This is a genomic window from Marinobacter sp. GH_1 (assembly GCF_048595985.1).
GTDB lineage: Bacteria > Pseudomonadota > Gammaproteobacteria > Pseudomonadales > Oleiphilaceae > Marinobacter > Marinobacter shengliensis.
Genome location: NZ_CP184460.1, coordinates 3,852,971 through 3,876,692 on the forward strand (window position 1 = coordinate 3,852,971; position 23,722 = coordinate 3,876,692).

The 23,722-nt window shown below is 59.1% G+C and carries 24 protein-coding genes; 12 read left to right on the forward strand and 12 right to left on the reverse strand.

Features of this window, described 5'->3' with window-relative positions:
- Nucleotides 1-3 precede the first annotated feature (3 nt).
- The 3 genes from ACNSOI_RS17630 to ACNSOI_RS17640 form a co-directional block, all read right to left on the reverse strand.
- Nucleotides 4-1,977: a TonB-dependent receptor domain-containing protein gene (locus tag ACNSOI_RS17630; protein WP_374787432.1), complete on the reverse strand. Its 1,974-nt coding sequence runs from the start codon at nucleotides 1,975-1,977 to the stop codon at nucleotides 4-6.
- A gap of 88 nt (nucleotides 1,978-2,065) precedes the next feature.
- Nucleotides 2,066-3,412 (reverse strand): histidine kinase sensor domain-containing protein, encoded by a 1,347-nt coding sequence (locus tag ACNSOI_RS17635; RefSeq protein WP_420194675.1) that lies wholly within the window; start codon nucleotides 3,410-3,412, stop codon nucleotides 2,066-2,068.
- Nucleotides 3,409-4,113 carry a response regulator transcription factor gene (locus ACNSOI_RS17640; protein ID WP_420194676.1) on the reverse strand — a complete coding sequence of 235 codons (705 nt, stop codon included), beginning with the start codon at nucleotides 4,111-4,113 and terminating at the stop codon, nucleotides 3,409-3,411. The genes ACNSOI_RS17635 and ACNSOI_RS17640 overlap by 4 nt, the downstream gene beginning before the upstream one ends.
- 224 nt (nucleotides 4,114-4,337) lie before the next feature.
- Between ACNSOI_RS17640 and ACNSOI_RS17645 the strand changes: the two genes are divergently transcribed.
- Genes ACNSOI_RS17645 through soxZ form a run of 4 tightly spaced genes read left to right on the forward strand, consistent with a single transcriptional unit; the run spans nucleotide 4,338 to nucleotide 7,900 of the window.
- Nucleotides 4,338-4,661 carry a c-type cytochrome gene (locus tag ACNSOI_RS17645; protein ID WP_058091478.1) on the forward strand — a complete coding sequence of 108 codons (324 nt, stop codon included), beginning with the start codon at nucleotides 4,338-4,340 and terminating at the stop codon, nucleotides 4,659-4,661.
- A 28-nt stretch (nucleotides 4,662-4,689) separates the two neighbouring features.
- Complete coding sequence (locus tag ACNSOI_RS17650; RefSeq protein ID WP_286921048.1) at nucleotides 4,690-6,012, forward strand: FCSD flavin-binding domain-containing protein; 1,323 nt, start codon at nucleotides 4,690-4,692, stop codon at nucleotides 6,010-6,012.
- 9 nt (nucleotides 6,013-6,021) lie between these two features.
- Complete coding sequence (locus ACNSOI_RS17655; RefSeq protein ID WP_319635379.1) at nucleotides 6,022-7,086, forward strand: YeeE/YedE family protein; 1,065 nt, start codon at nucleotides 6,022-6,024, stop codon at nucleotides 7,084-7,086.
- 37 nt (nucleotides 7,087-7,123) lie between these two features.
- Nucleotides 7,124-7,900, forward strand: a complete 777-nt coding sequence (soxZ, locus tag ACNSOI_RS17660; protein WP_420194677.1) for a thiosulfate oxidation carrier complex protein SoxZ — start codon at nucleotides 7,124-7,126, stop codon at nucleotides 7,898-7,900.
- Nucleotides 7,901-7,919: 19 nt separating this feature from the next.
- Here the strand turns inward: soxZ and ACNSOI_RS17665 are convergent, their stop codons facing one another.
- From ACNSOI_RS17665 to ACNSOI_RS17680, 4 genes are all read right to left on the reverse strand, one after another.
- Nucleotides 7,920-8,519, reverse strand: a complete 600-nt coding sequence (locus ACNSOI_RS17665; protein WP_374787437.1) for a DUF4202 domain-containing protein — start codon at nucleotides 8,517-8,519, stop codon at nucleotides 7,920-7,922.
- A 19-nt stretch (nucleotides 8,520-8,538) separates the two neighbouring features.
- A complete protein-coding gene (locus ACNSOI_RS17670; RefSeq protein WP_058091483.1) occupies nucleotides 8,539-9,156 on the reverse strand; it encodes a glutathione S-transferase family protein in 618 nt (205 codons plus the stop codon).
- 74 nt (nucleotides 9,157-9,230) lie between these two features.
- Nucleotides 9,231-9,968, reverse strand: a complete 738-nt coding sequence (locus ACNSOI_RS17675; protein ID WP_420194678.1) for an alpha/beta fold hydrolase — start codon at nucleotides 9,966-9,968, stop codon at nucleotides 9,231-9,233.
- A 1-nt stretch (nucleotide 9,969) separates the two neighbouring features.
- Complete coding sequence (locus ACNSOI_RS17680; RefSeq protein WP_420194679.1) at nucleotides 9,970-11,070, reverse strand: M14 family zinc carboxypeptidase; 1,101 nt, start codon at nucleotides 11,068-11,070, stop codon at nucleotides 9,970-9,972.
- 151 nt (nucleotides 11,071-11,221) lie between these two features.
- On the opposite strand from ACNSOI_RS17680, the gene ACNSOI_RS17685 reads away from it, so the two are divergent.
- A complete protein-coding gene (locus ACNSOI_RS17685; protein WP_138435897.1) occupies nucleotides 11,222-12,076 on the forward strand; it encodes a substrate-binding periplasmic protein in 855 nt (284 codons plus the stop codon).
- On the opposite strand, the gene ACNSOI_RS17690 is transcribed toward ACNSOI_RS17685, so the two are convergent.
- Both ACNSOI_RS17690 and ACNSOI_RS17695 read right to left on the reverse strand, forming a co-directional pair.
- Nucleotides 12,049-13,026: an META domain-containing protein gene (locus ACNSOI_RS17690; RefSeq protein WP_420194680.1), complete on the reverse strand. Its 978-nt coding sequence runs from the start codon at nucleotides 13,024-13,026 to the stop codon at nucleotides 12,049-12,051. The two genes, ACNSOI_RS17685 and ACNSOI_RS17690, sit on opposite strands and share 28 nt — an antisense overlap.
- Nucleotides 13,027-13,163: 137 nt before the next feature.
- A complete protein-coding gene (locus tag ACNSOI_RS17695) occupies nucleotides 13,164-13,604 on the reverse strand; it encodes an META domain-containing protein (protein WP_138435899.1) in 441 nt (146 codons plus the stop codon).
- Between the two features lie 109 nt (nucleotides 13,605-13,713).
- On the opposite strand from ACNSOI_RS17695, the gene ACNSOI_RS17700 reads away from it, so the two are divergent.
- The 3 genes from ACNSOI_RS17700 to ACNSOI_RS17710 all read left to right on the forward strand — a co-directional run bounded on the left by ACNSOI_RS17700 (nucleotide 13,714) and on the right by ACNSOI_RS17710 (nucleotide 16,436).
- Nucleotides 13,714-14,451, forward strand: coding sequence for a glutathione S-transferase family protein (locus ACNSOI_RS17700; protein WP_420194681.1), 738 nt, complete (start codon nucleotides 13,714-13,716; stop codon nucleotides 14,449-14,451).
- Between the two features lie 109 nt (nucleotides 14,452-14,560).
- The gene (locus tag ACNSOI_RS17705; RefSeq protein ID WP_286252152.1) at nucleotides 14,561-15,535 is read left to right on the forward strand and encodes a sterol desaturase family protein; all 975 of its coding nucleotides are present in this window, start codon (nucleotides 14,561-14,563) and stop codon (nucleotides 15,533-15,535) included.
- On the forward strand, nucleotides 15,501-16,436 hold the full coding sequence (locus ACNSOI_RS17710) for an alpha/beta fold hydrolase (protein WP_286921038.1): 936 nt from the start codon (nucleotides 15,501-15,503) through the stop codon (nucleotides 16,434-16,436). The genes ACNSOI_RS17705 and ACNSOI_RS17710 overlap by 35 nt, the downstream gene beginning before the upstream one ends.
- Before the next feature lie 322 nt (nucleotides 16,437-16,758).
- Here the strand turns inward: ACNSOI_RS17710 and ltrA are convergent, their stop codons facing one another.
- Nucleotides 16,759-18,036 (reverse strand): group II intron reverse transcriptase/maturase, encoded by a 1,278-nt coding sequence (ltrA, locus tag ACNSOI_RS17715; RefSeq protein WP_420194047.1) that lies wholly within the window; start codon nucleotides 18,034-18,036, stop codon nucleotides 16,759-16,761.
- A 587-nt stretch (nucleotides 18,037-18,623) separates the two neighbouring features.
- Between ltrA and ACNSOI_RS17720 the strand changes: the two genes are divergently transcribed.
- Nucleotides 18,624-19,502 carry an alpha/beta fold hydrolase gene (locus ACNSOI_RS17720; protein ID WP_420194682.1) on the forward strand — a complete coding sequence of 293 codons (879 nt, stop codon included), beginning with the start codon at nucleotides 18,624-18,626 and terminating at the stop codon, nucleotides 19,500-19,502.
- Between the two features lie 74 nt (nucleotides 19,503-19,576).
- Here ACNSOI_RS17720 and crp read toward each other — a convergent pair whose 3' ends face one another.
- Nucleotides 19,577-20,218: a cAMP-activated global transcriptional regulator CRP gene (gene crp, locus ACNSOI_RS17725; protein ID WP_007153756.1), complete on the reverse strand. Its 642-nt coding sequence runs from the start codon at nucleotides 20,216-20,218 to the stop codon at nucleotides 19,577-19,579.
- A 280-nt stretch (nucleotides 20,219-20,498) separates the two neighbouring features.
- Between crp and ACNSOI_RS17730 the strand changes: the two genes are divergently transcribed.
- The 3 genes from ACNSOI_RS17730 (at nucleotide 20,499) to ACNSOI_RS17740 (ending at nucleotide 22,851) form a co-directional block, all read left to right on the forward strand.
- The gene (locus tag ACNSOI_RS17730) at nucleotides 20,499-20,921 is read left to right on the forward strand and encodes an OsmC family protein (protein ID WP_286252158.1); all 423 of its coding nucleotides are present in this window, start codon (nucleotides 20,499-20,501) and stop codon (nucleotides 20,919-20,921) included.
- A 144-nt stretch (nucleotides 20,922-21,065) separates the two neighbouring features.
- Nucleotides 21,066-21,857, forward strand: a complete 792-nt coding sequence (gene speD, locus ACNSOI_RS17735; RefSeq protein ID WP_061330812.1) for an adenosylmethionine decarboxylase — start codon at nucleotides 21,066-21,068, stop codon at nucleotides 21,855-21,857.
- 133 nt (nucleotides 21,858-21,990) lie between these two features.
- The gene (locus ACNSOI_RS17740) at nucleotides 21,991-22,851 is read left to right on the forward strand and encodes a pirin family protein (RefSeq protein ID WP_061330813.1); all 861 of its coding nucleotides are present in this window, start codon (nucleotides 21,991-21,993) and stop codon (nucleotides 22,849-22,851) included.
- Nucleotides 22,852-22,854: 3 nt separating this feature from the next.
- On the opposite strand, the gene ACNSOI_RS17745 is transcribed toward ACNSOI_RS17740, so the two are convergent.
- Nucleotides 22,855-23,721, reverse strand: a complete 867-nt coding sequence (locus ACNSOI_RS17745) for a phosphoribulokinase (RefSeq protein WP_230712873.1) — start codon at nucleotides 23,719-23,721, stop codon at nucleotides 22,855-22,857.
- Between the last annotated feature and the right edge of the window lies 1 nt (nucleotide 23,722).

Here is a 23,722-nt window from a genome sequence, read left to right on the forward strand (position 1 = left end):
ACCTCAGAACCGCATGGCCAGGCCAAGGCGAATGTCACGACCGGGTTCGGGCATACCAACAATGCCTTCGTAGTCCTCGATATGCTGGTAATCGGCGTTACTGGCATGATCCAGGTACTGCTTGTCACCCACATTCTTGACCGTGAGGGTCAGTCTCAGATCTTCACTGCCGGTAGGCAGCCAGTGAACAAACACGTCGTGTACGCCGTAGCCGGGCTTGTCGATGGTACCCACAGAGGTTTCCAGGCCATCAATACCCTTGACGAACCGGCCCTGCCAGCCAAACTCCAGGTTGCGGTCCCAGCGGTAGGCCAAATCAGCAATCCAGGTGTCGCCCATGGTGTTGCCAAGCAGGTTATGCTCGTAAACGGTCAACGGCTGGCCATCCACTTCGGCATCGTTGCTGTGGAAACTGAGCCCGGCGGACAGCGCCTGCCACTGGTAACCGGTTGAAATCAGGTAACCATCAGACTCCAGGTCACCGATGTTCTTGTAGATGGACTCCCGGAAAGGCAGCAGCGGGTCGGCAATCGCATCCTTGATCTCGGAACGGTACACCTCCGCAGACAGGCGGAAGCGGTCATAGCGGTAGTCGAAACCAACTTCGGTATTGCGGGCCTTTTCCCCCTTCAGGTCGGGATCGTTTTCCGAGCCTTCCAGTTTGAAGGAGTCCTGGGTGGTGGGCCCACGAAATGCCTCGGCATAGCCGGCCTTCAGGGTCAAACCGTCGACCACCTCCCAGGCCAGGTTGGCGTTCGGACTGACCTCATCCTCACTGAAGCGCTGGTCATTGTTGTCCTTGAGCCGGTAGTCATCATAGCGGGCACCGGCACTGAACAGCAGACGGCTGGTGAGCCATACATCACCCTGGAGGTAGATACCCAGCACTTCACCGGTCTGCTGTTCGGCCTTCTTGTCGTCCTCGTAGCCGGCATTGACCTTGTCTTCCCGATAGTCCACGCCGTAGGTGAGGCTGTGCTCGCCGAAACGGCTGGTATTGCGTAGGTCGCCGCCGGTGTTCTTGCTGAACCCGAAGTAGCGACCCCAGCGGTCCTCAACGTTCTGCTCGATGTCGGACTCGGTGTGGTAAACGGTTGCTTCCAAATCCACCAGGGCATTGCCGGAGGGTGCATATCCGTAATTCAGTGTGGTGGTATCCCGGCGGCCATCAAGGTCGTACAGGCGATTGAAACCACTAACGATCCACTGTGGGCGCTGGGGCCGTTCGCCCTTGTCGGTGCGGACTTCGTGACTGAGTTTCAGGGTCTGATCGGCCGGCAACTGGCCTACCAGTTTGGCAAAGCCAAGCTGTTGGCGGGCATCACTGCCGGCAACACGCTCACCATTCCCATCCTTGAAGGGCTCGTGATCACTCTGGCTGACAGACACCAGGGTGCTCCAGTTATCGCTCAGCCGGCCAAAGGCTGTTCCGCTTGCCTTGTAGCCGTCGGTGTTGGAGAAAGAACCCAGCTTGACCAGGGCGCCAGCGTTTTCTCCCGGTCGCAACAGGTCTTCCGGATCCCGGGTCACGAAACGGATTGAACCACCCAGGGCACCCGCACCATCCGTGGCCCGACCGGCACCGGCGTTGACCTCAACCTGCTTGAGCAGCTCAGGCTCCACCGACAGACGACCGGAATGATGAAACAGCGCCCCGGCCTGGGTGGCGCCATCCACCGACACGTTCAGCAGGGGATCTTCAAAGCCTCGCACGTAGACTTTCTGGGCAATGCTGTTCGAACCACCCACATTGACATCCGGGCGCCCGGCAAACACATCGTTCAGATCATCCGCCTGGTAACGATCCAGGTTCTGCCGGTCAATGACGATATCGCTGGCAGCTTCCCGCTCAGCGGTCACCTGTATCGCCTCCAGGGACACCGGGTCTGCATGGGCCAGGGGGGATGCGGCCAGGGCAAGCCACAAGGCGTTGCGACGAAAACCACCCACTCGAGATTCAGTTCCTAGATTTGCCATGGGTACTGCGCTCCAATACTGAAAATGATTCCTATTTGGGGCGCATTCTCGATTAGAAAATCGAGGAAGTGAACGACTTTTACATTTGTTACAAACGTGACGCAGGAAACCACAGATCCATTTGAAGCCCCCGGCCGGGCCGATTCCGGGCCTGAATCCAGCCACCAATGGCCTCAACCTGACGACGAGCCAGGGATAGCCCCAGTCCATGCCCGCCAGGTCCGGACTGACCCGTGCGGGAGGCCCGAAAGAATGGCTTGAAGATCAGCTCAAGCTGCTCGGCCGGCACGCCCGGCCCCTGGTCGCCGACCGACAGCCGGTATCCGTTGTCCTGGGGCTCCAGCACGATCCGGATACAGCCCTCCGCCGGGGTGTAGTGACAGGCATTGCGCACGACATTCTCAACAGCCTGGGCTATGGCCCGGTGACTGCTCCCCGCCAGCATGGCCTGATCAGGCAATTCGGTCACAATCCTGCGGCTGGGGTTCTCGTAGCGGGCATCCTCAACGATGGTGTCCACAAGGTCGGTCAGGTTCAGGTCTTCGTTGCCCAGGTCCGGCTGTTCGTTCTCGAGCCAGGCCAGGGTCAGGGTATCTTCCACCAACGCCCGCATCAGATCACACTCCCGCCGGATACGCGGCAGGAAATGATGAGTATCAATGCCTTCCTCAACGCAACTGACGGCCATATCGATCCGGGTCAACGGGGTTCGCAACTCGTGAGAGAGGTCAGCAATCAGACGGCGCTGGGACAGGATCAGATCGCCAATACGCTCCGCCATACGGTCAAAGGTATCTGCCAGGGCGGTGAGTTCATCGTTACGATTGCCCAGCAGGGCACGCACCCGGGTTCCCAGATTACCTTCACTGAACTGACGGGTAGCCAGTTCCAATTGCCGGATGGGATTCATCACATGCCGGTAAATGACCAGTGACAGCACCAACAGCACCACTAACGGCAAGGCCACTTTCAGGAACAGCTTCATCTCCGGCAGGTAGGTGCCCGGGCGCATCCGTTGCGGCAGGGTAATCAGAAAATGGGTATGGCCATCGGCAAAGGTCATGTCCATGATCGGGTTGTCCGCGAAGTAGAGATGGATTTTCCACTCTACGTTCCGGCCAAGACGAAAGCCTTCCATAAACTGCCCGGACAACTCACTTCCAGCCAGGGGCTGCACCGACGACCGCACCACCGCCGCCCAGGTATCCTCCTGCACCTGAAGGTTCTCCAGCCAGTCTGCCAGCGCCCGTTCATCGCCGGATAGGTATAGCCGCTCGGCCGTTCGACCCCATTGCTTCAGAGTGTCCTGATGGTGCTTGGCGATAAAACTCATCTGTTGTTCGGTGGTGGCCCCCAGAAAGGAGATCACCCAGACCAGCACTAGCGTACCCAGGGCCAGGGTGCCGCAAAGGCGCCACCAGAGTTTGCGGCTCACAGAAAACAGTACCCCCGGCCATGGACAGTCTGCAGGCGGTCCGCCGCCATGCCGGCCTCAACCAGCTTGCGGCGCACCCGGCTCAAATGCATATCCAGACTCCGGTCGTAACGGCTGAACTCCTTTTCCAGCACCACCTGGTACAGATAGGGTTTGCTGAGAGTCTCCGACTGGTGCAGAACCAGCATCCAAAGCAGTCGAAACTGGATGGGCGTCAGGCAAATTGCCTCGCCGTTGCAAACCACCGACAGACTTGCGCGATTGAGCGTCAGATTACCAACCACCAGTTCCGTGGGGTCGGCACGCTGGTCGCCTGCCTTGAGGGTGCGCCGGAGCAGTGCTTCGATCCTGAGCAGCAATTCGGTAAAGCTGAACGGCTTGGGCAGATAATCGTCCGCACCCTGCTGGTAACCTAGGATACGCTCCTCCTCCGCGCCACAGGCGGTCAACATCATGACCGGCGTCTGGCGGGTCTTTCGCAGGCGCTCCAGGACATCAAACCCGTTCATCCTGGGCAACAACACATCCAGCAGGATCAGGTCCAGCCGCAGGCTGAGCGCGTCAAGCAGGGCCTGGTCGCCCTCAAAGCACTGTTGAACCTGATACCCCTTGCTGGTCAGCAGCCCTGATAGCTGATCGCTCAGGGTCTGGTCGTCTTCAACAATCAGGACTCTTGGGCGGGACTGGGTACCAGAGGACATTACCGGGCAACCTTAACTTATCAATTCACCTTATCATATGCAGTTGATTATCATTTATCAATCACACGACTACCAACGTTGAGACTTATTCCCGAGAACCCGAAATAACCAGGAATTCTAATAACCAAAGCGAATATCATATACCGCCATATTATTGGCCTACCCGAGGTCTGGCCCAGTAAATTAGCTGTTCTATCATCCAGTTAATCCGGGCAGACCACTCCATGAAAACAAGATTCGCTCTGACCTTTGCCTTGCTGCTGCCGGCCTTGCCGGCGCTGGCTGACGACCAGGCAAACGCCGCGCAAACCGCGCTGCTCGCCGCTTCCTGCGCCAACTGCCACGGTACCGATGGCAAGCTGGCCGGCGTTATCCCGGCCATCGCCAACCGGCCCGCCACGGCGCTTGAAAACCAGCTGATGGAGTTCAAGCACAGCGACTCCACCCGGGCCACCGTCATGCCGCGGATTGCCAAAGGCTATTCCGATGACGAGCTGAAAGCCCTGGCCCAGTATTTCTCGCGCATCGGCTCCGCCCAGCAGCGCTGATTATCACCACGACAGAAGAATCGAGACCATGACCAAATCAAACATCAAGAATCAGGGCCTGAACTCGTCCCGTCGTGATCTGCTCAAGTTGATGGGCGCAGCCTCTGCCTTGCCTCTGCTGGGCGCCTGCAGCAGCCTTGGCGGGCCCGCCAGCAAAGATCTGTCGGCACGGGTCGTGGTGGTGGGTGGCGGCTTTGGTGGCGCCACCGCCGCCAAGTACCTGAAGCGAAACGCACCGGATCTGGACGTTACCCTGGTTGAACCCAACAAGGTGTTCTACACCTGCCCGTTCTCGAATCTGGTACTGGCGGGCATGCGCACCATGGACAGCATCAGCCACAACTACAACGAGCTGCGTGAGCTGGGTGTCCGGGTAGTACACACCACCGCCCAGGATGTTGACCCGGTTTCCCGCACGGTCAGCCTCGGCGATGGCAGCAGTATCCGTTATGAGAAACTGCTGTTATCACCGGGCATTGATATCCGCTGGAACGCCATCGAAGGCTATGACCAGGCTGCTGCAGAACAGGCGCCCCATGCCTGGAAGGCTGGCGACCAGACCCGATTGCTGCGCCGCCAGATCGAAGCCATGGATGATGGTGGAGTGTTCGTACTGACCGCCCCCGCCAACCCGTTTCGGTGTCCGCCAGGACCCTATGAGCGCGCCAGCCTGGTAGCCCATTACCTGAGCCAGCACAAACCCCGCTCAAAGGTGCTGATCCTGGATGCCAAGGACAACTTCTCCAAGCAGGGCCTGTTCATGCAGGGCTGGAAAGACGTGCACGGCGACCGCATTGAGTGGGTCGGGCTGTCTGGCGACGGCAAGGTGGTTCGTGTTGATGCCGGCAAGCGGGAAGTGGAAACCGAATTCGGCACCATTCACAAGGCCTCAGTGCTGAACGTGGTGCCACCCCAGAAGGCCGGCTTTATTGCTGACCGGGCGGGCGTAACCAATGAGTCCGGCTGGGTGCCGGTGGACCCGGTTACCTTCGAATCCACCCAGGTAAAAGATATCTACGTGGTGGGCGACGCCACCATTGCCGCCCCGATGCCAAAGTCCGGCTTTGCTGCCAACGCCCAGGGCAAGGTGGCCGCCGCGGCCATCATTGCCGCCCTGGAAGGTCAGCGGCCGCTGGAGCCGTCCTGGGCCAATACCTGTTACAGCCTGATCAACCCGGAATACGGCATTTCCGTGGCTGCGGTGTACCGGATTCAGGAAGGCCTGATTCACGAGTCCTCCGGCGGCGTAAGCCCCAGCGATGCCAATGCCACCTTCCGCAAACTGGAAGCCGATTACGCCTCCGGCTGGTACAGCGCCATCACCCAGGACACCTGGGGCACGCGCCGCTAGGCCGGGACGATGGGCAACCTGTTCTCAGACCACCTGAGCGCCGTGCTTTGGGCCGGCGCCCTGCTTGGCGTAGTGTACGGCATGATCGCCCAGTGGAGCCGGTTCTGCCTGCTGCGGGGCCTGTTTAATCGTTGGCAGCAGAACGACAGCCGCCGGCTCAGGGCCTTTGCCCTGGCCATGGCGGTGGCATTAATCAGCAGCCAGTGGCTGGCCTGGCAGGCCGGCATCAACCTCACCCGTACCCCCTACCACCCTGGCAGCCTGCCGGTGGTCGCGCTGATTGTCGGCGGCTTGCTGTTTGGCTATGGCATGGCCCTGGCCAATGCCTGTGGCGCCCGTTCGCTGGTGTTACTGGGCACCGGCAATCTGCGGTCGCTATTGGTATTGCTGGTGCTTGGCATTGCTGCCTATATGACCATGTCCGGCGTGCTGGCTGAATTCCGGTTATGGATGGAAGATCTGTACCGCCCTACCCTTCCTGCCACCGATCTAACCCTTGTGACGGCGCCCCTGGGGCTCGACACAGAGACCGGTCGCCTGGTTCTGGCGGGCCTGCTTTCTCTGGCGCTGACTGCCTGGGCGCTGTCTTCCCGGGCATTCCGAACCTCGCCCCGGGACTGGCTGGGTGGGCTGCTGATCGGGCTTCTGGTTGCCGCCGGCTGGTGGATCACCGGGGTGCTGGGCGCAGACGACTTTGACCCGGTTCGGCTGGCGTCTCTCACCTTTGTCGCACCGGTTGGCGACAGCCTGCAGTACCTGATGCTCTCCACCGGCACATCACTGCGCTTCGGGGTTACCGTGGTGGCGGGCATTGTGGCGGGCAGCTTTCTGGTGGCGCTGCTCACCCGGGAGTTCGTCTGGCAAAGCTTCACCAGCCCGGGCCACAACGGCCGTGCCATTATTGGTGGTTTCCTGATGGGCGTGGGCGGCATTATGTCGATAGGCTGCACACTGGGCCAGGGCCTCAGTGGCTTTTCCACCCTGGCAATTTCCAGTTTTCTGGCCCTTGCCGGTATAGTAGCAGGCTCACGCTTGGCGCTGCGCTTCAGTGTCGGCAGTTCTGCCAGCCACTGAGCCCACGGCCAATGGTTCTGTTTGATTCGAGGTCGTCATGATATTCCGCTCCCTGCTCGCCGCTCTTGCCCTGATGTTCGTTATGAGTACCGCCACCGCGGATCAGCGATGGCAAAGGGTAGAAGCCGTGACCCAGGCACTCGACAACCGGGTACCTGAACTGGAAGGCCTGAGCCTTGAGCTTCCCCTGGTGGCGGAAGACGGCAGCAGCGTTGCGTTGTCCGTGTCGTTTACCGGCAGCCTGGAAGATGGCGAACACATCGAAAAGGTCCGCCTGTTTGCGCCCGGCAATCCCCGCCCCGAGGTGGCCGATATTACCCTGAGCGCGCTGGCTTCACCCGCCAACATTGCCACCCGAATTCGCCTGAGTGAAACCCAGCAGGTGGTGGCCCTGACCATCACCAACCAGGATCGCGCCTTTCTCACAACCCGGGATGTAAGAGTGACGGTCAGTGGCTGCCTGGTGGGCGGCGGCGATGCGTCTGCCATTGCCATGGCCAATCCACGCCTGGCGCTGGCCGGCAGTGTTCGCAAGAGCCGGCCGGTGACGGTCAGGTCGCTGATCAATCATCCAATGGAAACCGGACTGCGGCCGGATGGCCAGGCCGATGACAGCATTGAACAGCAGCTGGTTGAATCGCTGACCGCCACCCTGAACGACGAGCCGGTACTGACCGCCCGCTTTTTCACGGGTACCTCCGCTAACCCCTACCTCCAGTTCCAGCTGACGCCGGAAGAAGAAGGCGAACTGAAGCTGGTTTGGCAGGATCAGGAGGGTGAGCAGATGGAAGCAAGCCAGCCTATCAGGTTCTGAACCGCACCCGCAGCTGGCGTCATTCGGCCAGGGCCTCCTTTAGCAGTGACTGAAGGTGGTCTGGCAGTTTGCCGGCCAAATTCAGGGCCGCCTCGTGGCCCCGGGGTGTCATCTTGCCCCAGGTTCGGCGCACGATGCGCAGCCACTTCTCTTTGTCGTAGTCCGGCTTTTCCTCGAAGAACTGCGCAAAATAGCGTTCCAGAAACACCATGCACGCCACGTCTTCCAGTAATTGAGTGTCTTCATCCTCCCGCAGCTTGCGCTTGGTCAGAATCAGCTCCACCCGTTCGCATTCCTCCGGCGGGTAGCCACATTCGGCCATGATCTCCGCGGCCCGCCGGCCATGCATGCGGCCACAGGCCTGGCGCCACTGATAGTAATTTTGCCGGCCCTCCCCGTAATCACTTCGGGGCATGGTCCAGCGCTCGATATGCTGGGCCCGGCAGGCAATCTGCATACGCTCGGAAGGCGCCGGTTCCAGCGCGAACAGCCAACGCGTCATGTGCAGGCTGTAGGCATATTCCCTGGGCAGTGTTTCTCCCTCTAACAACTCCCGATTCGGATCGGCCAGGTTAGCTTGATCAATGGCGCTCAGGGTGCAATCCAGTTTCTGGCTCATGATTACCTTTACTGTTGGTTCATACCTGGGCGGAGGGCCGGGCCTTGACCCGGTCATACCAGGCTTGCAGGTTGGCCTGTTCCGGCTTGATGCGGATATTCACCACCCGGGCAAAGGCGATGGTGGTGAAGGCATTGATGTCTGCGGCGGTAAAGCGGTCGCAGCAGATGTACTCTTTGCCGTCCAGATGCTTGTCCAGGAAGTGCATGAATTTCTCAACACCCTTCCCGCATTCCTCGCCCCACTCTTTGATCGGGTTCATCCGGTCCTTGAAGTATCCGGTGGTGTGCTGGAAGCACATACCGGTGGGCATGAAGAAATAGAATTCCAGCCAGCGCAGCCATTGCTCCACCAGCGCTTTTTCGACCGGGGTTTGCCCCAGCAGTTTTGGCGTGTCCGGATAGGCTTCTTCAAAGTAACGGCAAATGGCCATGGTTTCCGCAATACAGGTGCCATCGTCCAATTCCATGACCGGCACTTTCTTCATCGGGTTGCGGGCTACGTATTCCGGTGTCAGGTTCTCGCCTTTTTCGATATCCACCTGTACAAACTCGGCCTTGTCCAGAAGGCCCTTCTCCGCCATGAATATGCGCACGCGACGAGGATTGGGGGCAGACTTGGTCTCAAAGATTTTCATATTGTTATTGGCTCCGTTGATCTGACATCAAGGCCTTGAGAGTGAACGGAAAAAACGGTTGCGTCAAGCAACTGCTACTGGCCCGGCAACCATTCCCGAATCTGCCGGATAACCCAGGCTGGCTCGTCCAGTGGCAGGTCGTGACCCGCATCCGGATGCAGTTTCAGGGTCCAGCACCAGCGCTTTTCCAGCTCCGCACTGCACTGCCAGTGCACAATCCGGTCCCCTTTGCTGGCCAACAGCAAGGCATCGGCCATCGGTGCCCTGGTTTGAGGCTTATAGCGGGCTGCTGCTGCCAACTGCCGTATCGCATTGTGGAACGACACCGGGCGCTGACGCTGAATGCTGTACCAGGCTTTGCAGAGAGACAACGGCACCTCGCGGTTGGAGGTCAGCTCAAGGATATCCCGCTCCCGGTGGAACAGCTCCCGCCTGGCCAGCAATCGAAGTACCCGGGGCCAGGTGCCCGGCCGCATCCTGCGCCAGGGCGGGCTGAAGCCTGAACTGGTGTTGATCAGAACCAGATGCTGCAGTTCACCGGGCTCAGCATGCTGCGCCCAATCCAGCGCCACCATTCCGCCCATGGACAACGCCACGATGGAGAACGGGCGCGGGATATGACCAACCTGCTCAAGCACCTTCTGACGGATACCGGCAATGGTGCCGGGGCTGTCGTCCCGATAGTGAATACCGGTACCGGGCAGATCCACTAGATGCACCTGGTCATTCGGCATTGCCGTCCGCAATTGCTCGACAAAGGGGCCCCAGTGACCGTGTTCACGCGTCAAACCCCTGAGCAGTATCCAGTGCATATCATCGGGTATCCCTGTACCAGTGCATGATGGCCGCTTCTCTCAGCATGGACTGCTGCTCACCGGTGGGCAACCAGTTCAGGTGACTGGCCGCCGCACTGATCAGAAAGTCCATCCAGGTCAGATGGCTGCGCAGTACGCGCTGATGCCGGTGCGGCACCAGCGGGTTGAAAAATCCATCCAGCCGGAACAGTTGCCGTGGGCGTTTGCGTATCCAGCGCCAAGACCCCATTTCCAGGGTCAGGGGTAGAAACACACCGCTGTTTTCCCGGTTTACCTGTTTGTAGAAATAGTCCCACAGATCGCCATGGGTCAGGTAGTGGGCAGACTGGGGCTCAAACCGGTAGTTGTGATTGGGGTAGGCCTGCTCCCAGATCAGTTTAAGCGCCATAACCGAATCAATACGTCGCATCGGGCGGCGGCGATAGGCATAAGGAAACCAGATCTGGTCCTGCCAGCCAAAACCGGAATGGCAATCCAGTGCCAGACTGAAAGGTCGGTTTGGCAACAGGTCCTGAATCACCGCTTCCAGCACCTGATTCTCCACTTCCATCCCCTGTTCTGGCCGGCCCCGATACCAGGGTAATCGAGACGACCATTGCTGGCCGCCCAGTAAAAAGGCACTGCCATCCTGCGCGGTAATGGGCGCGTTGCGCATCAGATCCACTCCGCTGGGGTTGCTGCGCTGGTTCAGATACATGCCACCGGGGTTCACAATCGGTACCAGGGTAATGTGGACTTTCTCAAGCAGGGCCTTGAGATGCTGGTCCCAACCCAGGCGAGCCAACAGGGAATCCAGCCAGGCCATCACCACCTGGCTGCCAATACGTTCCAGCCCATGCACCCCACCCACAATCAGTACCACCGGAACATCCGTCGCGGGCGTGCCAAGGTCCACCCGATAGATCGGCAACCCCATGGGACCAACAGCCACTCGGCCAGCCACCTGAGTGCTGACGAAATCCGGTGCTTCGGCCAACTGTCGCTCCAGCTGTACCAGCTCCGGCAGAAAGGTTCTGAGCAGTCGTTTTTGATGACGATCCCGGCTGGCCTGCTCAGCCGGAATGACGCTGTGGGGAGTCAGTGCCCGTAGTTCGGTCATGGTGCAATCTCTGGTCGCTGAGCCCCGGAGTTTACCTGCGGAATGCTGCAATAGATTGACAGCGTTACAGCCCCAAATATGCAATACAAACTATTCAGGAAGCGATATGATTAAAGTATCTGCCCCGATACTGATGGCGGTTTAACTTTCCATGTTCAGAACCCTGTTGCTCTCTGCGTTTTTCCTGCTCTCGGCCTGTTCTGACCAGGCGCCAACGGATTCACCAGAAACCGACGCTCCGAACCAGGCCGACCTTTCCAGTGCCGCTCCCGAGCAGGCGACAGCCGCCGGTGCCGCCATTCGGCGCGTGATACTCGCCGCGGACCCATGGTGCCCCCACAACTGCCTGGCAGGCGCGCTGCAGGAGGGCTACATGGTGGATATTGCCAGGGAGATCTTCGCGGAGGCGGGCTACGAATTCGATTACCAGAATTTCGGCTGGGCACGCTCGCTGCAGCTGGCACGGGAGCAATTGATTGACGGAGTGGTTGGCGCGCTGAAAGGCGATGCACCGGACTTCATCTTCCCCGAGACCAGCCTTGGCGAAGCCCGAATTACGCTATATACCCACCCGCAAAGTCAATGGGAGTATGACGGCATTGACTCCCTGCAGGGCAAGACATTACTGGTGATTAACGGGTACGCCTACTCTCCGGAACTTGACCACTATATCAGCGAATACACGGATGATTCCGAGCGGATCTGGATTCTGTCTGGCCCGGCACCACTGGCCCGAGCCCTCCAGCTTCTGGAACGCGAACGCACCGACGTGTTTGTTGAAGACAGCGCCGTGATGTCCTGGTTCCTGGCTCAAAACACGTCCATTGCCGCCCCCAGAAACGCGGGGCTGGCCTACGAGGCCCCCCTGTTTATTGCCTTCCCGCCGGAAAACCCTGACGCAGCCGAACTGGCAAACCTGTTGGACAGCGGCCTCGCCCGGCTGACGGCCAATGGCAGGCTCGCCGCCATCCTGTCGGCTTACAGGCTCTCTGACCCGGACTTATAGGCGGTAATAGTGTCACCGGACGCGGTCCGCAACAGCAGCTCGCCGTGGCGGCCAATTCGGCCATCGACCACCTCTGACATCAGGTCAAGAAACCGCTGTTCCTGGTTCATCAATGCCGGCGCGCAGGCCATCAGTGTGGTGGCCGGCGGCGTAAAGCTCAGGCCTTCTCCGGTCAGCCGGAAACCGCCGGAATAGCGGTTACAGGAGGCCCGGCCCGCAACCCGCCCCTCGTCAAGAAACTCGATCGTGATCCGGGACCGGTCGATGATCCCGCTGCCTGCAAGATCCTCAACAACCCATTCCGCACCGCGGAACAAACGTTCCCGGTCACCACCGCAGCCCATGAAGGTTTCACCGTCCAGAGTCAACCGAACCTGCGCCGGATACTGGGCCCCGGCCATGTCGTCCTCGCACAGCTGGTGGGCTATACGGAATTCCATTGCCTGACCGTCGAACCGTGCCTCGTAGGTTCGCCCGTGCCGGTTGGCCAATGTTTCATTCAGCACAATCTGCTCGCTGAGCTGCTGATCGTAAGGACGGCTCAGGGTCATCTGGTTCTGCTCAATCTGCACCGACCAGAAGGGCTCGGTACCGATGGCATGAAACGAACTTTCGATGGCCCCCGGCTCCAGGCACTCGGGATAGACCTGCCCGCGCAATGTCAGTGTGCCCCGCTCTCCCTTACCCCAGAAACTCGTATCCGGGTCGCCCGGCGCCTTATAGAGCGCACCGGAGGCGGCCACTGCCGGCTTCAGAAGTACCCGCTTGTTCAGGTACTCCAGCCCCACCAGATCACTGCCTTCAGAGCTGGTCATCCGGACATCCAGCTGGCCGCAGCGATATTGGCCAAAATCGGACAAGCCCTCGGTTTGTGGATGGGAGGCACAGGCTGCCAGGGTGAGGCCCGTCAGCGCCACGACGGACAACGGCAATACTCGTCGCAAAAACATGAACACATCCTCTGTTGTTCCACACTACAGGTCGCTAGTTTAGAGATTCCCGGCCCGATTAACCATCATTGCGGGCGCGGGAACCTTGCATCCCGGAAAACAACCGTCGACGTGTCTCAGACAACCAGCGAAGCGGATTACTCCTGACCGCTGGGCTGTGGTACCGCAGTCATTTTTGTTCCATCGGCCGTTTCAAGCACCAATCGGCCGTCAGGCTCGAACTGATAATGCCGTACATCCCCCAGCAGCTTCAAAAACCGGTTTTCCTGCTGCATCAGAGGTTCAGGGCACGCCATGCGGGTGGCCGCCATGCGAGAGAGTTCAAGCTGGGTGCCATTGGCATCCCAGCCACCCTGGTAGCGGTTGCAGGAGGCACTTCCGGAAACCCGCCCTTCGTCAGTAAAGGCGATGGTGACATCGCTGTCTTCTGCCACCGGGTCGCCGTCAATTTCCTCGACCTGCCACTGACTCCCTGCCAGGTTCATGGTTTTTCCCGTCGCCCGCTCCTGGGACAGGGAACATCCCCATAACGACCCGGTGACCAACAACATAGCGAGGACATTCTTTGCAAGACTCATATAACCCCCTGAAACTTATGGAACAACTCTCACAGTCTACGCCTCGCCTGGTGGGAAATCGCTGGCAGAAGAGTTAATCTTGCGTCATCAAAACACCGGGAGCACACCCATGACCGTCAAGCTCTATCAGTTCTGTATTTCCCACTATTCGGAGAAAGCCCGCTGGGCACTGGACTACAAAGGTGTCAACTACAAGCCGATCAATCTGCTCCCGGGCCAACACGCGCGAACCATCACCCAAATGACCGGGGCGGATTCCTCGGTGCCGGTGCTGGACCATGACGGCCAGATCGTTCAGGGTTCAGCGCAGATCGTGGATTATCTGGACCAGATGTTCCCCGACAACCCTCTGACACCGGAAGACCCCATACTTTGTGAACAAGCCTTGGAATGGGAAAAAAAGCTGGATGAACAGGCTGGGCCTGCCATTCGCACCTGGGTCTATCATTACTTTCTGCAACGGCCCAAAGTGGTGGTTCCTTTGCTCGCCGCCGGCACCCCGTTCTATAACCGGATTCTGCTCAGCCTGGCCTTCAGCCGGGTGGATGAGATCATGCGCAAGTGGATGAAGATCAACCAGAAAACGGCAGATGCGGCGCAACAGACCCTGGAGCAGCTGGTCACGGAACTGACCGACATCTACCGCCAGCGGCCCTACCTGGTGGGCGACCGGTTCAGCCGGGCAGATCTGGCCGCTGCAGCCCTGCTGGCGCCGCTATTCCAACCGCCCCAGTATCCGGTGCCCTGGCCAAAGCCCGCCCGTATTCCCAAACCGGTACAACGCTGGCTGGAAGAGTGGCGCCCCAAACTCGAGCCGATCGAAGCCCTGTACCAGAAGCATCGCTGACGGTGTTCGTGTGTCGGAAACCGCCACTTGCGCTGACGTAATAGGACAACGTGTTTGGCGGTAATTGTGCCAAGATAGACCCTGAACAAGAACAACACCGGGTTCCTTAATGGCACTGATAGACATGATGAAGGCGGTGCTGGAAAACAGCGGCCTGCTGGCACTCTGGCAAACCGTAGCCCCTTGGCTGGCACTGGATGAGCGCCAGCTTATTTTTGTGGTAGCCACACCGATTTTCGTCGGCGTTACCCTGTGGGAATACCTGAAAATCCGCCACGACCCGGCGCTGATGGATACCCGCGAGGCGGTCCGGAATTTCGCCCTGGGCGCTGGCTACCAGACCACAGAGCTGCTGTTCGCAGGCATCATCGCTTTTCCGGTTTATGCCCTGTGTTATCACTTCCGACTGTTCGACCTCGAGCTCAACGGGCTCACTGCCTTTCTGACCTTCCTGGGTGTCGACTTCTGTTTTTACTGGATGCACCGGGCCAGTCACCGGATGCGCTGGTTCTGGGCCGCCCACGTAGTGCACCACTCGTCAGAGCGGATGAACTTCTCAACCGCGATGCGCCAGAACGCCACCAATATTTTCAACGGCATGTGGATGTTCTATCTGCCGCTGGCACTGGTCGGTTTCAATCCTGTCTGGATTGGCGTGGCCTATGCGTTCTCCCTGGTCTACCAGTTTTTCATTCACACCACGCTGGTAAAGAGGCTGCCCGGCTGGTTCGAAGCTGTGTTTAATACCCCAAGCCATCACCGGGTGCATCACGGCCGCAACCCCGGCTACATCGATCGTAATTATGGCGGCACGCTGATCATCTGGGATCGACTGTTTGGCACCTTCGTGGACGAAGATGCCAAGGACCCGCCCGAGTACGGCATCACCCGCCCGGTGGCCTCAAATAACCTGATTGTGCTCTGGACCCACGAATACGTGGACCTGTTCCGCGACATGCAGCAGCCAGGCGGACTATTGTCTCGACTCAAACACCTGTGGAAACCGCCGGAGTGGCAACGCCCGGCCGCAAAGGAACCCGGCCAGGACCATGCGCAAACAGACCCTGCTACTGACAACCCCTGACAACCATCAGATCAACGCGACCCTGTTTGAACCAGAGCCGTCACCCAACTGCTGCCTGATCATCAGTCACGGCATGGCCGAACATGGCGACCGCTATGCGGCCCTGGCCTCCTGGCTGGCCGACCAGGGCGTGGCGGTCATCAGCTATCACCATCGCGGCCATGGCCCGGGCAGTGGTCACCCGGGACACTACGCAGACTCGGACGGCTGGCAGAAAGTGGTGGACGACCTGAACCAGGTGGTCCACTGCGCCCGGGAACAGATGCCGGGCATTCCGGTCGCCCTGCTGGGGCACAGCATGGGTTCGTTCATTGCCCAAAGCTACGCCCAGCAATACGGCCAGAACCTGGATACGCTGATCCTCAGCGCAACCAACCGAATCCACACAGCTGAACTTCGGTTCTCGCTGCTACTGGTGCGCCTGATACGTGCGTTGCGTGGGCAGCGGCACGCCAGCAAGACCATTGCCCGGATGACTTTTGGCAAATTTAACCGGATGTTCAAACCCAACCGCACGCCCTGTGACTGGCTCAGTCGGGACCCGCATCAGGTGGATCTGTACCTGGCCGACCCCTGGTGTGGATTCGAATGCACCACCGGGCTATGGCAAGACTTTATCCAGGGTATGCTGTCGATCAATCCCGCCCGGTGGCGCCCGGACCTGCCCGTTCACCTGTTCGCCGGCACCGATGACCCGGTGGGCGAAATGGGCAAAGGCATACGCCGCCACTTTCAGGCCATTCGGGAGGCCGGCGTGCAACAAGTCACCCTCCGGCTGTTTGAGGGCGGGCGTCACGAAACGCTGAACGAAACCAATGCTGAGGTGGTCTGGCAGCATCTGCTGCAATGCTTGCCCGGCCGAAGCCAGGGCCTCCGCCGCGACCAGGCCCTGGCAGGCTGACATCACCGGCATGGTTTCTGGCCTGTTTGGCCGCAGAGCCCGCCACCGGATACCGCTAACCTGATCAGACTTCAACGCCACCACAAGGTAATGATCAGCGTGAGTATCGAACAAGAACATTGGGTGACCAGCGGTGACCTGCTCCTGTACGCCAGAGTCGAAGGTAATCCCCAGGCCACGCCATTGGTATTGGTACACGGCTACCCGGACAACCACAGTGTCTGGGACAAGGTGACCGAGCAACTAGCGAGTAGGGTGAGGCGTTACCGCCTCATCCCTCTCACAGAACCGTACATACGGGCCACGTATACGGCTCATGCCATTAACTTACCCCGAACTCGGGGACAGTGATGCCGGTTTTGACCTTCGCAAGATCCATCAACTTCAGGTCATTGTGCAGGTAGGTGTTGGGCAGGGCCAGACTGGCCAGTGGGGACGCCGCGTTGCGCCAGCTTTGCATCTTGATATGCCGGAACGGGGGTTGGTAACCTAGCTGTTTCAGCCTCCGATGCAGCCGACTCGGCTTTTTCCACTGCTTGAGCTGGAGGCAGCGCAGGCGCCGCCTTAGCCAACTCATCACCTGCTTTAACACCCGCGCGCAGTTCGCCACCCGGAAGTAGCTGACAAAGCCCCGCAACACCGGATTCAGCTCACGTATAATGGCCGCGAGTCCGATGCCCCGGTTTCGCTTCGTCAGTGATTTCAGCTTCTGCTTAAGCCTGACCACCTTCTTTCCCTGTATGCGGGTGTACTTGCTATGTATCACCACGCCCAGGAACTTAACCCCTTCATCACTATGGGCGATGTGGGTTTTGGTGGTATTGACCGTCAGCTTCAACTCATTTTCCAGATAGCGCCGGGCAACCCGTAACGCATTCTCCGCGCCCGCTCGTGAGCCGCACAGGATCAGGATGTCGTCCGCGTAGCGAACGATCCGGTGCCCCCGCGCTTTCATGAACTGGTCGAAGGCGTCCAGGTAGGCGTTTGCGATCAGCGGACTGATCACGCCACCCTGAGGGCTTCCCAGTTCCGTCTCTTCGAGGTGGTATCCCACCATCACGCCACTTTCCAGGAACTGGCGCAGCAGTGACAGGACACTGCCGTCCGTGATCCGTTGGCGGAATTGGCGGATGATCAGGTCATGGTTGAGTGTGTCGAAGCATTTCGACAGGTCCATATCCACGACCCACTCACGCCGGTATCGGCGGATGAACAACTCCGCCTTGCCAATGGCATGGTGACCACTGCGTCCCGGACGATACCCGTAGCTCGACGGGTGAAAGCCCGGGTCGAAGATCGGCTCTAGGATGCTGCGCAACGCCTGCTGCACAACCCGGTCCCGAACCGTTGGAATGCCCAGTAAACGCTCACCACCATCGTCCTTGGCAATGGCGACGCGCCTGACCGGCTGCGCCCGATAGCGCTTTTCCTTCAGCTCGAGCAACAGGCACGACAGCTCCACCTCCAGATTCGCCTCAAACGCACCCAGGCTCTGCCCATCGATTCCGGCCGCGCCCTTGTTGCGTTTGATGTGTCTGAAGGCTTCATACAGGCGCTGTTTTGACAGCAATTGCCCGTACAGACTGTAGTATTTCCTCATGCCTGCTCATCTCTGTGGTGACGGCTTCGAGGATCGGTCTGGCTGCCGGTCTGTTTCAGGCGATCCGTCCGGGTACTAGCGCTCTGGCAATCTGCCGCCACGGTATCGCTCTACTCCCTTGTCCGGAGAACACCAGAGCCACTGCGTTCCCGCAGCACCCCAGTGCACGTCCCTGCCCCGTCGGGCAGCTTGTGAACACAGCGTCCACCTCTCACTCGTCGTCCGTCATTCTCGTTAATGACTTCCGCCCTTCGCATCCGATCAGAGCTTTTGACCCTGACCGGTCCGCTGAACCTCCGCCAGCGGTCATTCCGGTTTTGTCCTCCACGCTGTTACCAGGCTTCTCAGGCCGGAACTTCCTCACTACTACGGCTTCATCTGCCACCTCGCACCGACTGCGGCCTCGGCTTTCACCTTGCGCCACAGCCTCCGGCGTCGCCGGATTCGGTGTCAGGCTTCCCCGGTTACTGCACCGGCTCCCTGTTAACGATGCCACCCTCAAACACAGCCCAGGTCTGACTGAGTATCGGGCTTCGCGTTATTTCGCACGCTGACCCACCTGAACTGCCGAAGCAGGTTCACTTGCGTTGTGTACCGTTAACTTCCTATGGCTTCCTTCAGACCCCACCGTTGGCCAGTGGCGCCCTTGCCAGTCGGATTGTCTTCCCCTCAGTCGGGGTGACGCCATCTTCTTTCAGATGGCCGGGTTTGCCGGCTTCGCCGGGCAAACGAAAAAGGATTATCTGGTCATCCGCTATGACGTTCGGGGCGCTGGCCGCTCCGACAAGCCAGCCAGAACCAGCGCCTATCGCATGAAGTGGCTCGCGCAGGACCTCAAGGCCGTGGCTAACGCGGTGATCCCGGATCGCAGCTTCCACCTGGTGGCCCACGACTGGGGCTCTATCCAGAGCTGGGAAACGGTGACCACCGGAGCCCTGGACGGGCGCATTCGATCCTACACCGCCATTTCGGGACCTTGCCTGGATCACGTGGGCTACTGGTTGCGGGACCAGATCATGGCACCCGGTTCCGGGGGCACCACCAAGGTCCTGAAGCAGCTGGCCAGCTCCTGGTATGTGTTCATGTTCCAGTTGCCGGTGCTGCCAGAAACCCTGTGGAAGGCCGGCCTCGACCGCTTGTGGCCGGGGTATCTTCGCAAACACGAACAGATTGCCGATGCCCAGTTCAGCGAATACCAGAAAGCCGACGGCCGCTATGGCGTCAAACTCTACCGGGCCAACTTTATTCGTAAGCTGCTGCGACCAGAGCCGAGGCTGGCAGGCTGCCCGGTGCAGGTGATCATCCCCACCCGGGATGCCTATGTGGGCCGCCAACTCACCGAGAACCTGGCCCGCTGGACCGGCAAGCTGACCCTGCAGGAACTGGATACCACGCACTGGGCACCCATCACCGAACCGGCGGCCGTGTCACGGTCGGTACGGGAATTTGTCGAAGCCCATCGCTGATATGGGCGACCGCCACAACGCAAAAGGCCGCTGAAATTCAGCGGCCTTTGAGGCAGTTGCCAGGCGGGAATCGTTCAGCGGGTGCCGTACACCACCATGGTTTTGCCCTTGACCCGAACCAGGCCCTGGTCTTCCAGCGTTTTCAGGACGCGGCCCACCATCTCCCTGGAACAACCAACAATACGGCCAATCTCCTGGCGAGTGATCTTGATCTGCATGCCATCGGGATGGGTCATGGCGTCTGGCTCCTTGCACAGGTCCAGCAGGGTGCGCGCCACCCGGCCTGTCACATCCAGGAACGCCAGGTCGCCAACCTTGCGGGTAGTCTGGCGCAGGCGAGAAGCCATCTGCTCGCCGATGAAATACAGCACCCTCGGGTCCTGCTGGGCGATCTCACGGAATTTGGTGTAGCTGATCTCCGCCACTTCACACTCGGTCTTGGCCTTGACCCAGGCGCTGCGGGAATCCATGTTATCAAACAGGCCCATTTCGCCGAAAAAGTCTCCGGCGTTCAGGTAGGCCATGATCATCTCGCGGCCATCATCGTCTTCAATGATGACGGTGACGGAACCTTTGACGATGTAAAACAGGGAGTCGCTTTTGTCACCGGCATAAATAATGGTGCTTTTGGCGGGGTAACGCCGACGGTGGCATTGGGAAAGGAAATAATCCAGGTGTTTGGTTTTCTGCTCAACCGGCTTGACGATGGTAGCCATAGTGCGGGACATGCCTCCTCAGAGTCTGGCGATTCCTGATGTTTTTCTGCCCCGCATTTCCTTGCGGGTTTCGCGATTTTTATTGTTTGCAGCGCAACTTATAACAAGAAGGTCATCTTTCGGCAACTCGAAAGCGGATACAAGATGTATCTGGGATCAATGCCTCTTTGGTCGCAAGGGGTAGCTGTCGCCACTATCAGACTGTGCTAGCATCCTCCATCAGGCTCCGGAGCAACCTTGATCACATCCGGCCATGAACCATCACCCATGGGAGAACCCGATGAAAGCAACCGTCGACTGGACCGGCAATGCCAGTTTCAGGGCTACCAGTGGCAGCGGCCACAGCGTGCAGCTGGACGGCCCACCCGATCACGGCGGCGAAAACCTCGGGCCACGCCCCATGGAAATGCTGCTGATGGGCGTGGGCGGCTGCTCGGCCTTTGATGTGATGAGCATCCTGAAAAAGAGTCGGCAAGACGTCACCGCCTGCCATGCCGAACTTGAAGCAGAGCGGGCCGATGCCGTACCGGCTGTCTTTACCAAAATACACCTGCATTTTGTGGTTACCGGCCACAACCTCAAAGAGAAGCAGGTCGAGCGGGCGGTCAGCCTGTCTGCTGAAAAATACTGCTCAGCGTCCATCATGCTCGGAAAAGCCGGTGTCGAGATCACCCACAGCCACGAAATCCGCGCCGCAGAGTAAGCGATTTCCGTAGCCAGCGCGCCCCATGCCGCCGTTGGGGCCACTGTAACCAAAAATGTCATTGTAGATACTATTCATTGACACACACGGTATGCATAATACGCAACTTTCTCCGCAGGTCTGCGCAAAAGGTGAGCAATTATTATGGAAACCAAACTCCAGCTGCACGGTTTCAACAACCTGACCAAATCCCTGAGCTTCAACATCTACGATATCTGTTACGCGCAGACCGAAGAGCAACGTGAAGCCTACATTGACTATATCGACGAGATGTACAACGCCGAGCGTTTGACCCAGATCCTGTCTGACGTGGTCAAGATCATCGGCGCCAACATCCTCAATATTGCACGCCAGGACTACGAGCCCCACGGTGCCTCTGTGACCATGCTGATTGCCGAGCATGAACTCACCGACAGCGAAGCCAACAACGAAGAATCTCCGGGCCCGCTGCCCGACACCATCGTAGCGCACCTGGACAAGAGCCATGTGACCGTTCACACCTACCCGGAAAGCCACCCTCATGATGGCGTCAGCACCTTCCGCGCCGATATCGACGTGTCCACCTGTGGCCTGATCTCGCCCCTGAAAGTGCTCAACTACCTGATCCACAGCTTTGACTCCGATGTGGTCACCGTGGACTACCGGGTACGTGGCTTCACCCGTGATGTCGATGGCACCAAGCACTATATCGACCACGACATCAACTCGATCCAGAACTACCTGACCGAGGACACCCAGAACGCCTATCAGATGATCGACGTGAACGTGTATCAGGAAAACCTGTTCCACACCAAGATGATGCTGAAAGAGTTTAACCTGGATAACTATGTGTTCGGTGTGAATGCCGGCGAACTGGACCCGGCCGAAGCCCAGTCCATCGAAGACCGACTGCGCCGCGAAATGCTGGAAATCTTCTATTCCCGCAACGTGGAATAAGCTCGTTCAGCGGTGGCATCGTGCCACCGCTGAACTTCTTCAGTTTTTTTGATCTGCCCCGCCAGAATTCTGCGTTTTCATCCTTCGTCTCTCCCCGGTTTAATAGAACCATCATCAACGAGAGGAGGACGACATGACGCTTCGCTCCCTGAAACAAATCATTCCCGCCCTGGGTACCTCTGATGGCGCCGGCGTGAAAATCAAACGCTCACTGGGTCAAAGCCAGGCCATTCGCATGGACCCTTTCCTGATGCTGGATGAGTTTGGCTCCGACCAGCCCCAGGACTATATCGCCGGCTTCCCTGCACACCCGCACCGGGGCTTCGAGACGGTCACCTACATGATCGAAGGGCACATGCTGCACGAAGACCACCTGGGCAACCGTGGCAACCTTCGTAATGGTGGCGTGCAGTGGATGACCGCCGGCCGGGGCATCGTGCATTCTGAAATGCCGCAACAGGAATCCGGTGTCATGCGCGGCTTCCAGTTGTGGCTGAACCTGCCGGCAGCCGAGAAAATGAAGCCAGCCGGCTACCGGGATATTCAGCCCGAAGACATCCCCGTGTTCAATCAGCCCGGAGCCTCCGTAAAGCTGATTGCCGGCGAGATGAACGTCAGCGGCGTGCAGGTATCCGGCGCCGTGACAGGCGGCACTACCGAACCGCTATACGCCGACATTCACCTTGAGCCCAATGCCCAGCTTTCGCTGCCCGTGGCACAGCCCCTGAACGCCATGCTGTACCTCTACGAGGGCAACGCGAGTCTGGTTACTGGTGAGGCACAAACCCAACTTCGGCTATCGGCTGCCAACCTGCTGGATGACGGCGATGAGATCCTGCTGGCGGCTGGCCCATCCGGTGCCCGGCTGCTGTTGATTGCAGGCCGCCCGATAGGTGAGCCTATTGTTCAGTACGGACCATTCGTGATGAATACCCGTGAGGAAATCGAGCAGGCACTGAGGGATTACCAGACCGGTCGCTTAACCGCCGCCTGAACATCAGGCGAAGGTTCGGCCCGCCATCAGGCGTTGGATCATGGGGCGGATAATCAGCTCCATGGCCAACGCCATCTTTGGCCCCGGAATCACCAGCGTGTCGTGGCGTGACAGCGTGCTCTGGGGAATGGCCTGCAACAGCCAGGAAAAGTCCACCTCGTTGGAGTCGCGAAAGTGGATCACCACCATGCTTTCATCTTCACTGGGCACATCCCGGGCGATGAAGGGGTTGGAGGTATCCACCAGCGGTATCCGCTGGAAGTTGATGTGGGTATGGGAAAACTGGGGCACGATATCGTGCACGTAGTCTTCCATGCGGTTGATGATGGTCTGTACTACCGCCTCCTGACTGTACCCCCGCTGGTTGGTATCCCGATGGATTTTCTGGATCCATTCCAGGTTTACAATGGGCACAACGCCGATCAGCAGGTCAACGTACTGGGCAATGTTGTAGCTTTCGCTGATCACTCCCCCGTGTAGCCCTTCGTAGAACAGCAGGTCCGTGTCTGCCGGCAGTGGCCCCCAGGCGGTGAATGTCCCCGGTTTATGACCGGCCTCAACCAGCTGGCGATCTTCATCGTGAACGTACTGGCGGTATCGTCCGTTGCCGGTATGGCTGTAGTCATAGAACAAAGCTTCCAGACGGTCGATATGATTGGCTTCCAGGGCGAAGTGGTTACGCTCGCCAAACTGCCCCTTGGCCGCCAGCCGGGCCATCTGTTCCCGGGTGTACCGGTGGAAACTGTCCCCCCCCACCATGGCGGCGTTCAACTCCTCACTGGCAAACAGCCGCCTGAAAATCTGGCCGGTGGTGGTCGTGCCGGCCCCGGAGGAGCCGGTCACCGCAATGATAGGGTGGCGTTTGGACATA

Coding starts and splice junctions, on each gene's coding strand:
- ACNSOI_RS17655 (WP_319635379.1), top strand. CDS start 6,022: ATGGGCAACCTGTTCTCAGACCACCTGAGCGCCGTGCTTTGGGCCGGC.
- ACNSOI_RS17630 (WP_374787432.1), bottom strand. CDS start 1,977: ATGGCAAATCTAGGAACTGAATCTCGAGTGGGTGGTTTTCGTCGCAAC.
- ACNSOI_RS17680 (WP_420194679.1), bottom strand. CDS start 11,070: ATGACCGAACTACGGGCACTGACTCCCCACAGCGTCATTCCGGCTGAG.
- speD (WP_061330812.1), top strand. CDS start 21,066: ATGGAAACCAAACTCCAGCTGCACGGTTTCAACAACCTGACCAAATCC.
- ACNSOI_RS17685 (WP_138435897.1), top strand. CDS start 11,222: ATGTTCAGAACCCTGTTGCTCTCTGCGTTTTTCCTGCTCTCGGCCTGT.
- ACNSOI_RS17690 (WP_420194680.1), bottom strand. CDS start 13,026: ATGTTTTTGCGACGAGTATTGCCGTTGTCCGTCGTGGCGCTGACGGGC.
- ACNSOI_RS17700 (WP_420194681.1), top strand. CDS start 13,714: ATGACCGTCAAGCTCTATCAGTTCTGTATTTCCCACTATTCGGAGAAA.
- ACNSOI_RS17695 (WP_138435899.1), bottom strand. CDS start 13,604: ATGAGTCTTGCAAAGAATGTCCTCGCTATGTTGTTGGTCACCGGGTCG.
- ACNSOI_RS17665 (WP_374787437.1), bottom strand. CDS start 8,519: ATGAGCCAGAAACTGGATTGCACCCTGAGCGCCATTGATCAAGCTAAC.
- ACNSOI_RS17710 (WP_286921038.1), top strand. CDS start 15,501: ATGCGCAAACAGACCCTGCTACTGACAACCCCTGACAACCATCAGATC.
- ltrA (WP_420194047.1), bottom strand. CDS start 18,036: ATGAGGAAATACTACAGTCTGTACGGGCAATTGCTGTCAAAACAGCGC.
- ACNSOI_RS17740 (WP_061330813.1), top strand. CDS start 21,991: ATGACGCTTCGCTCCCTGAAACAAATCATTCCCGCCCTGGGTACCTCT.
- ACNSOI_RS17640 (WP_420194676.1), bottom strand. CDS start 4,113: ATGTCCTCTGGTACCCAGTCCCGCCCAAGAGTCCTGATTGTTGAAGAC.
- ACNSOI_RS17730 (WP_286252158.1), top strand. CDS start 20,499: ATGAAAGCAACCGTCGACTGGACCGGCAATGCCAGTTTCAGGGCTACC.
- crp (WP_007153756.1), bottom strand. CDS start 20,218: ATGGCTACCATCGTCAAGCCGGTTGAGCAGAAAACCAAACACCTGGAT.
- ACNSOI_RS17670 (WP_058091483.1), bottom strand. CDS start 9,156: ATGAAAATCTTTGAGACCAAGTCTGCCCCCAATCCTCGTCGCGTGCGC.
- ACNSOI_RS17645 (WP_058091478.1), top strand. CDS start 4,338: ATGAAAACAAGATTCGCTCTGACCTTTGCCTTGCTGCTGCCGGCCTTG.
- ACNSOI_RS17675 (WP_420194678.1), bottom strand. CDS start 9,968: ATGCACTGGATACTGCTCAGGGGTTTGACGCGTGAACACGGTCACTGG.
- ACNSOI_RS17650 (WP_286921048.1), top strand. CDS start 4,690: ATGACCAAATCAAACATCAAGAATCAGGGCCTGAACTCGTCCCGTCGT.
- ACNSOI_RS17745 (WP_230712873.1), bottom strand. CDS start 23,721: ATGTCCAAACGCCACCCTATCATTGCGGTGACCGGCTCCTCCGGGGCC.
- soxZ (WP_420194677.1), top strand. CDS start 7,124: ATGATATTCCGCTCCCTGCTCGCCGCTCTTGCCCTGATGTTCGTTATG.
- ACNSOI_RS17705 (WP_286252152.1), top strand. CDS start 14,561: ATGGCACTGATAGACATGATGAAGGCGGTGCTGGAAAACAGCGGCCTG.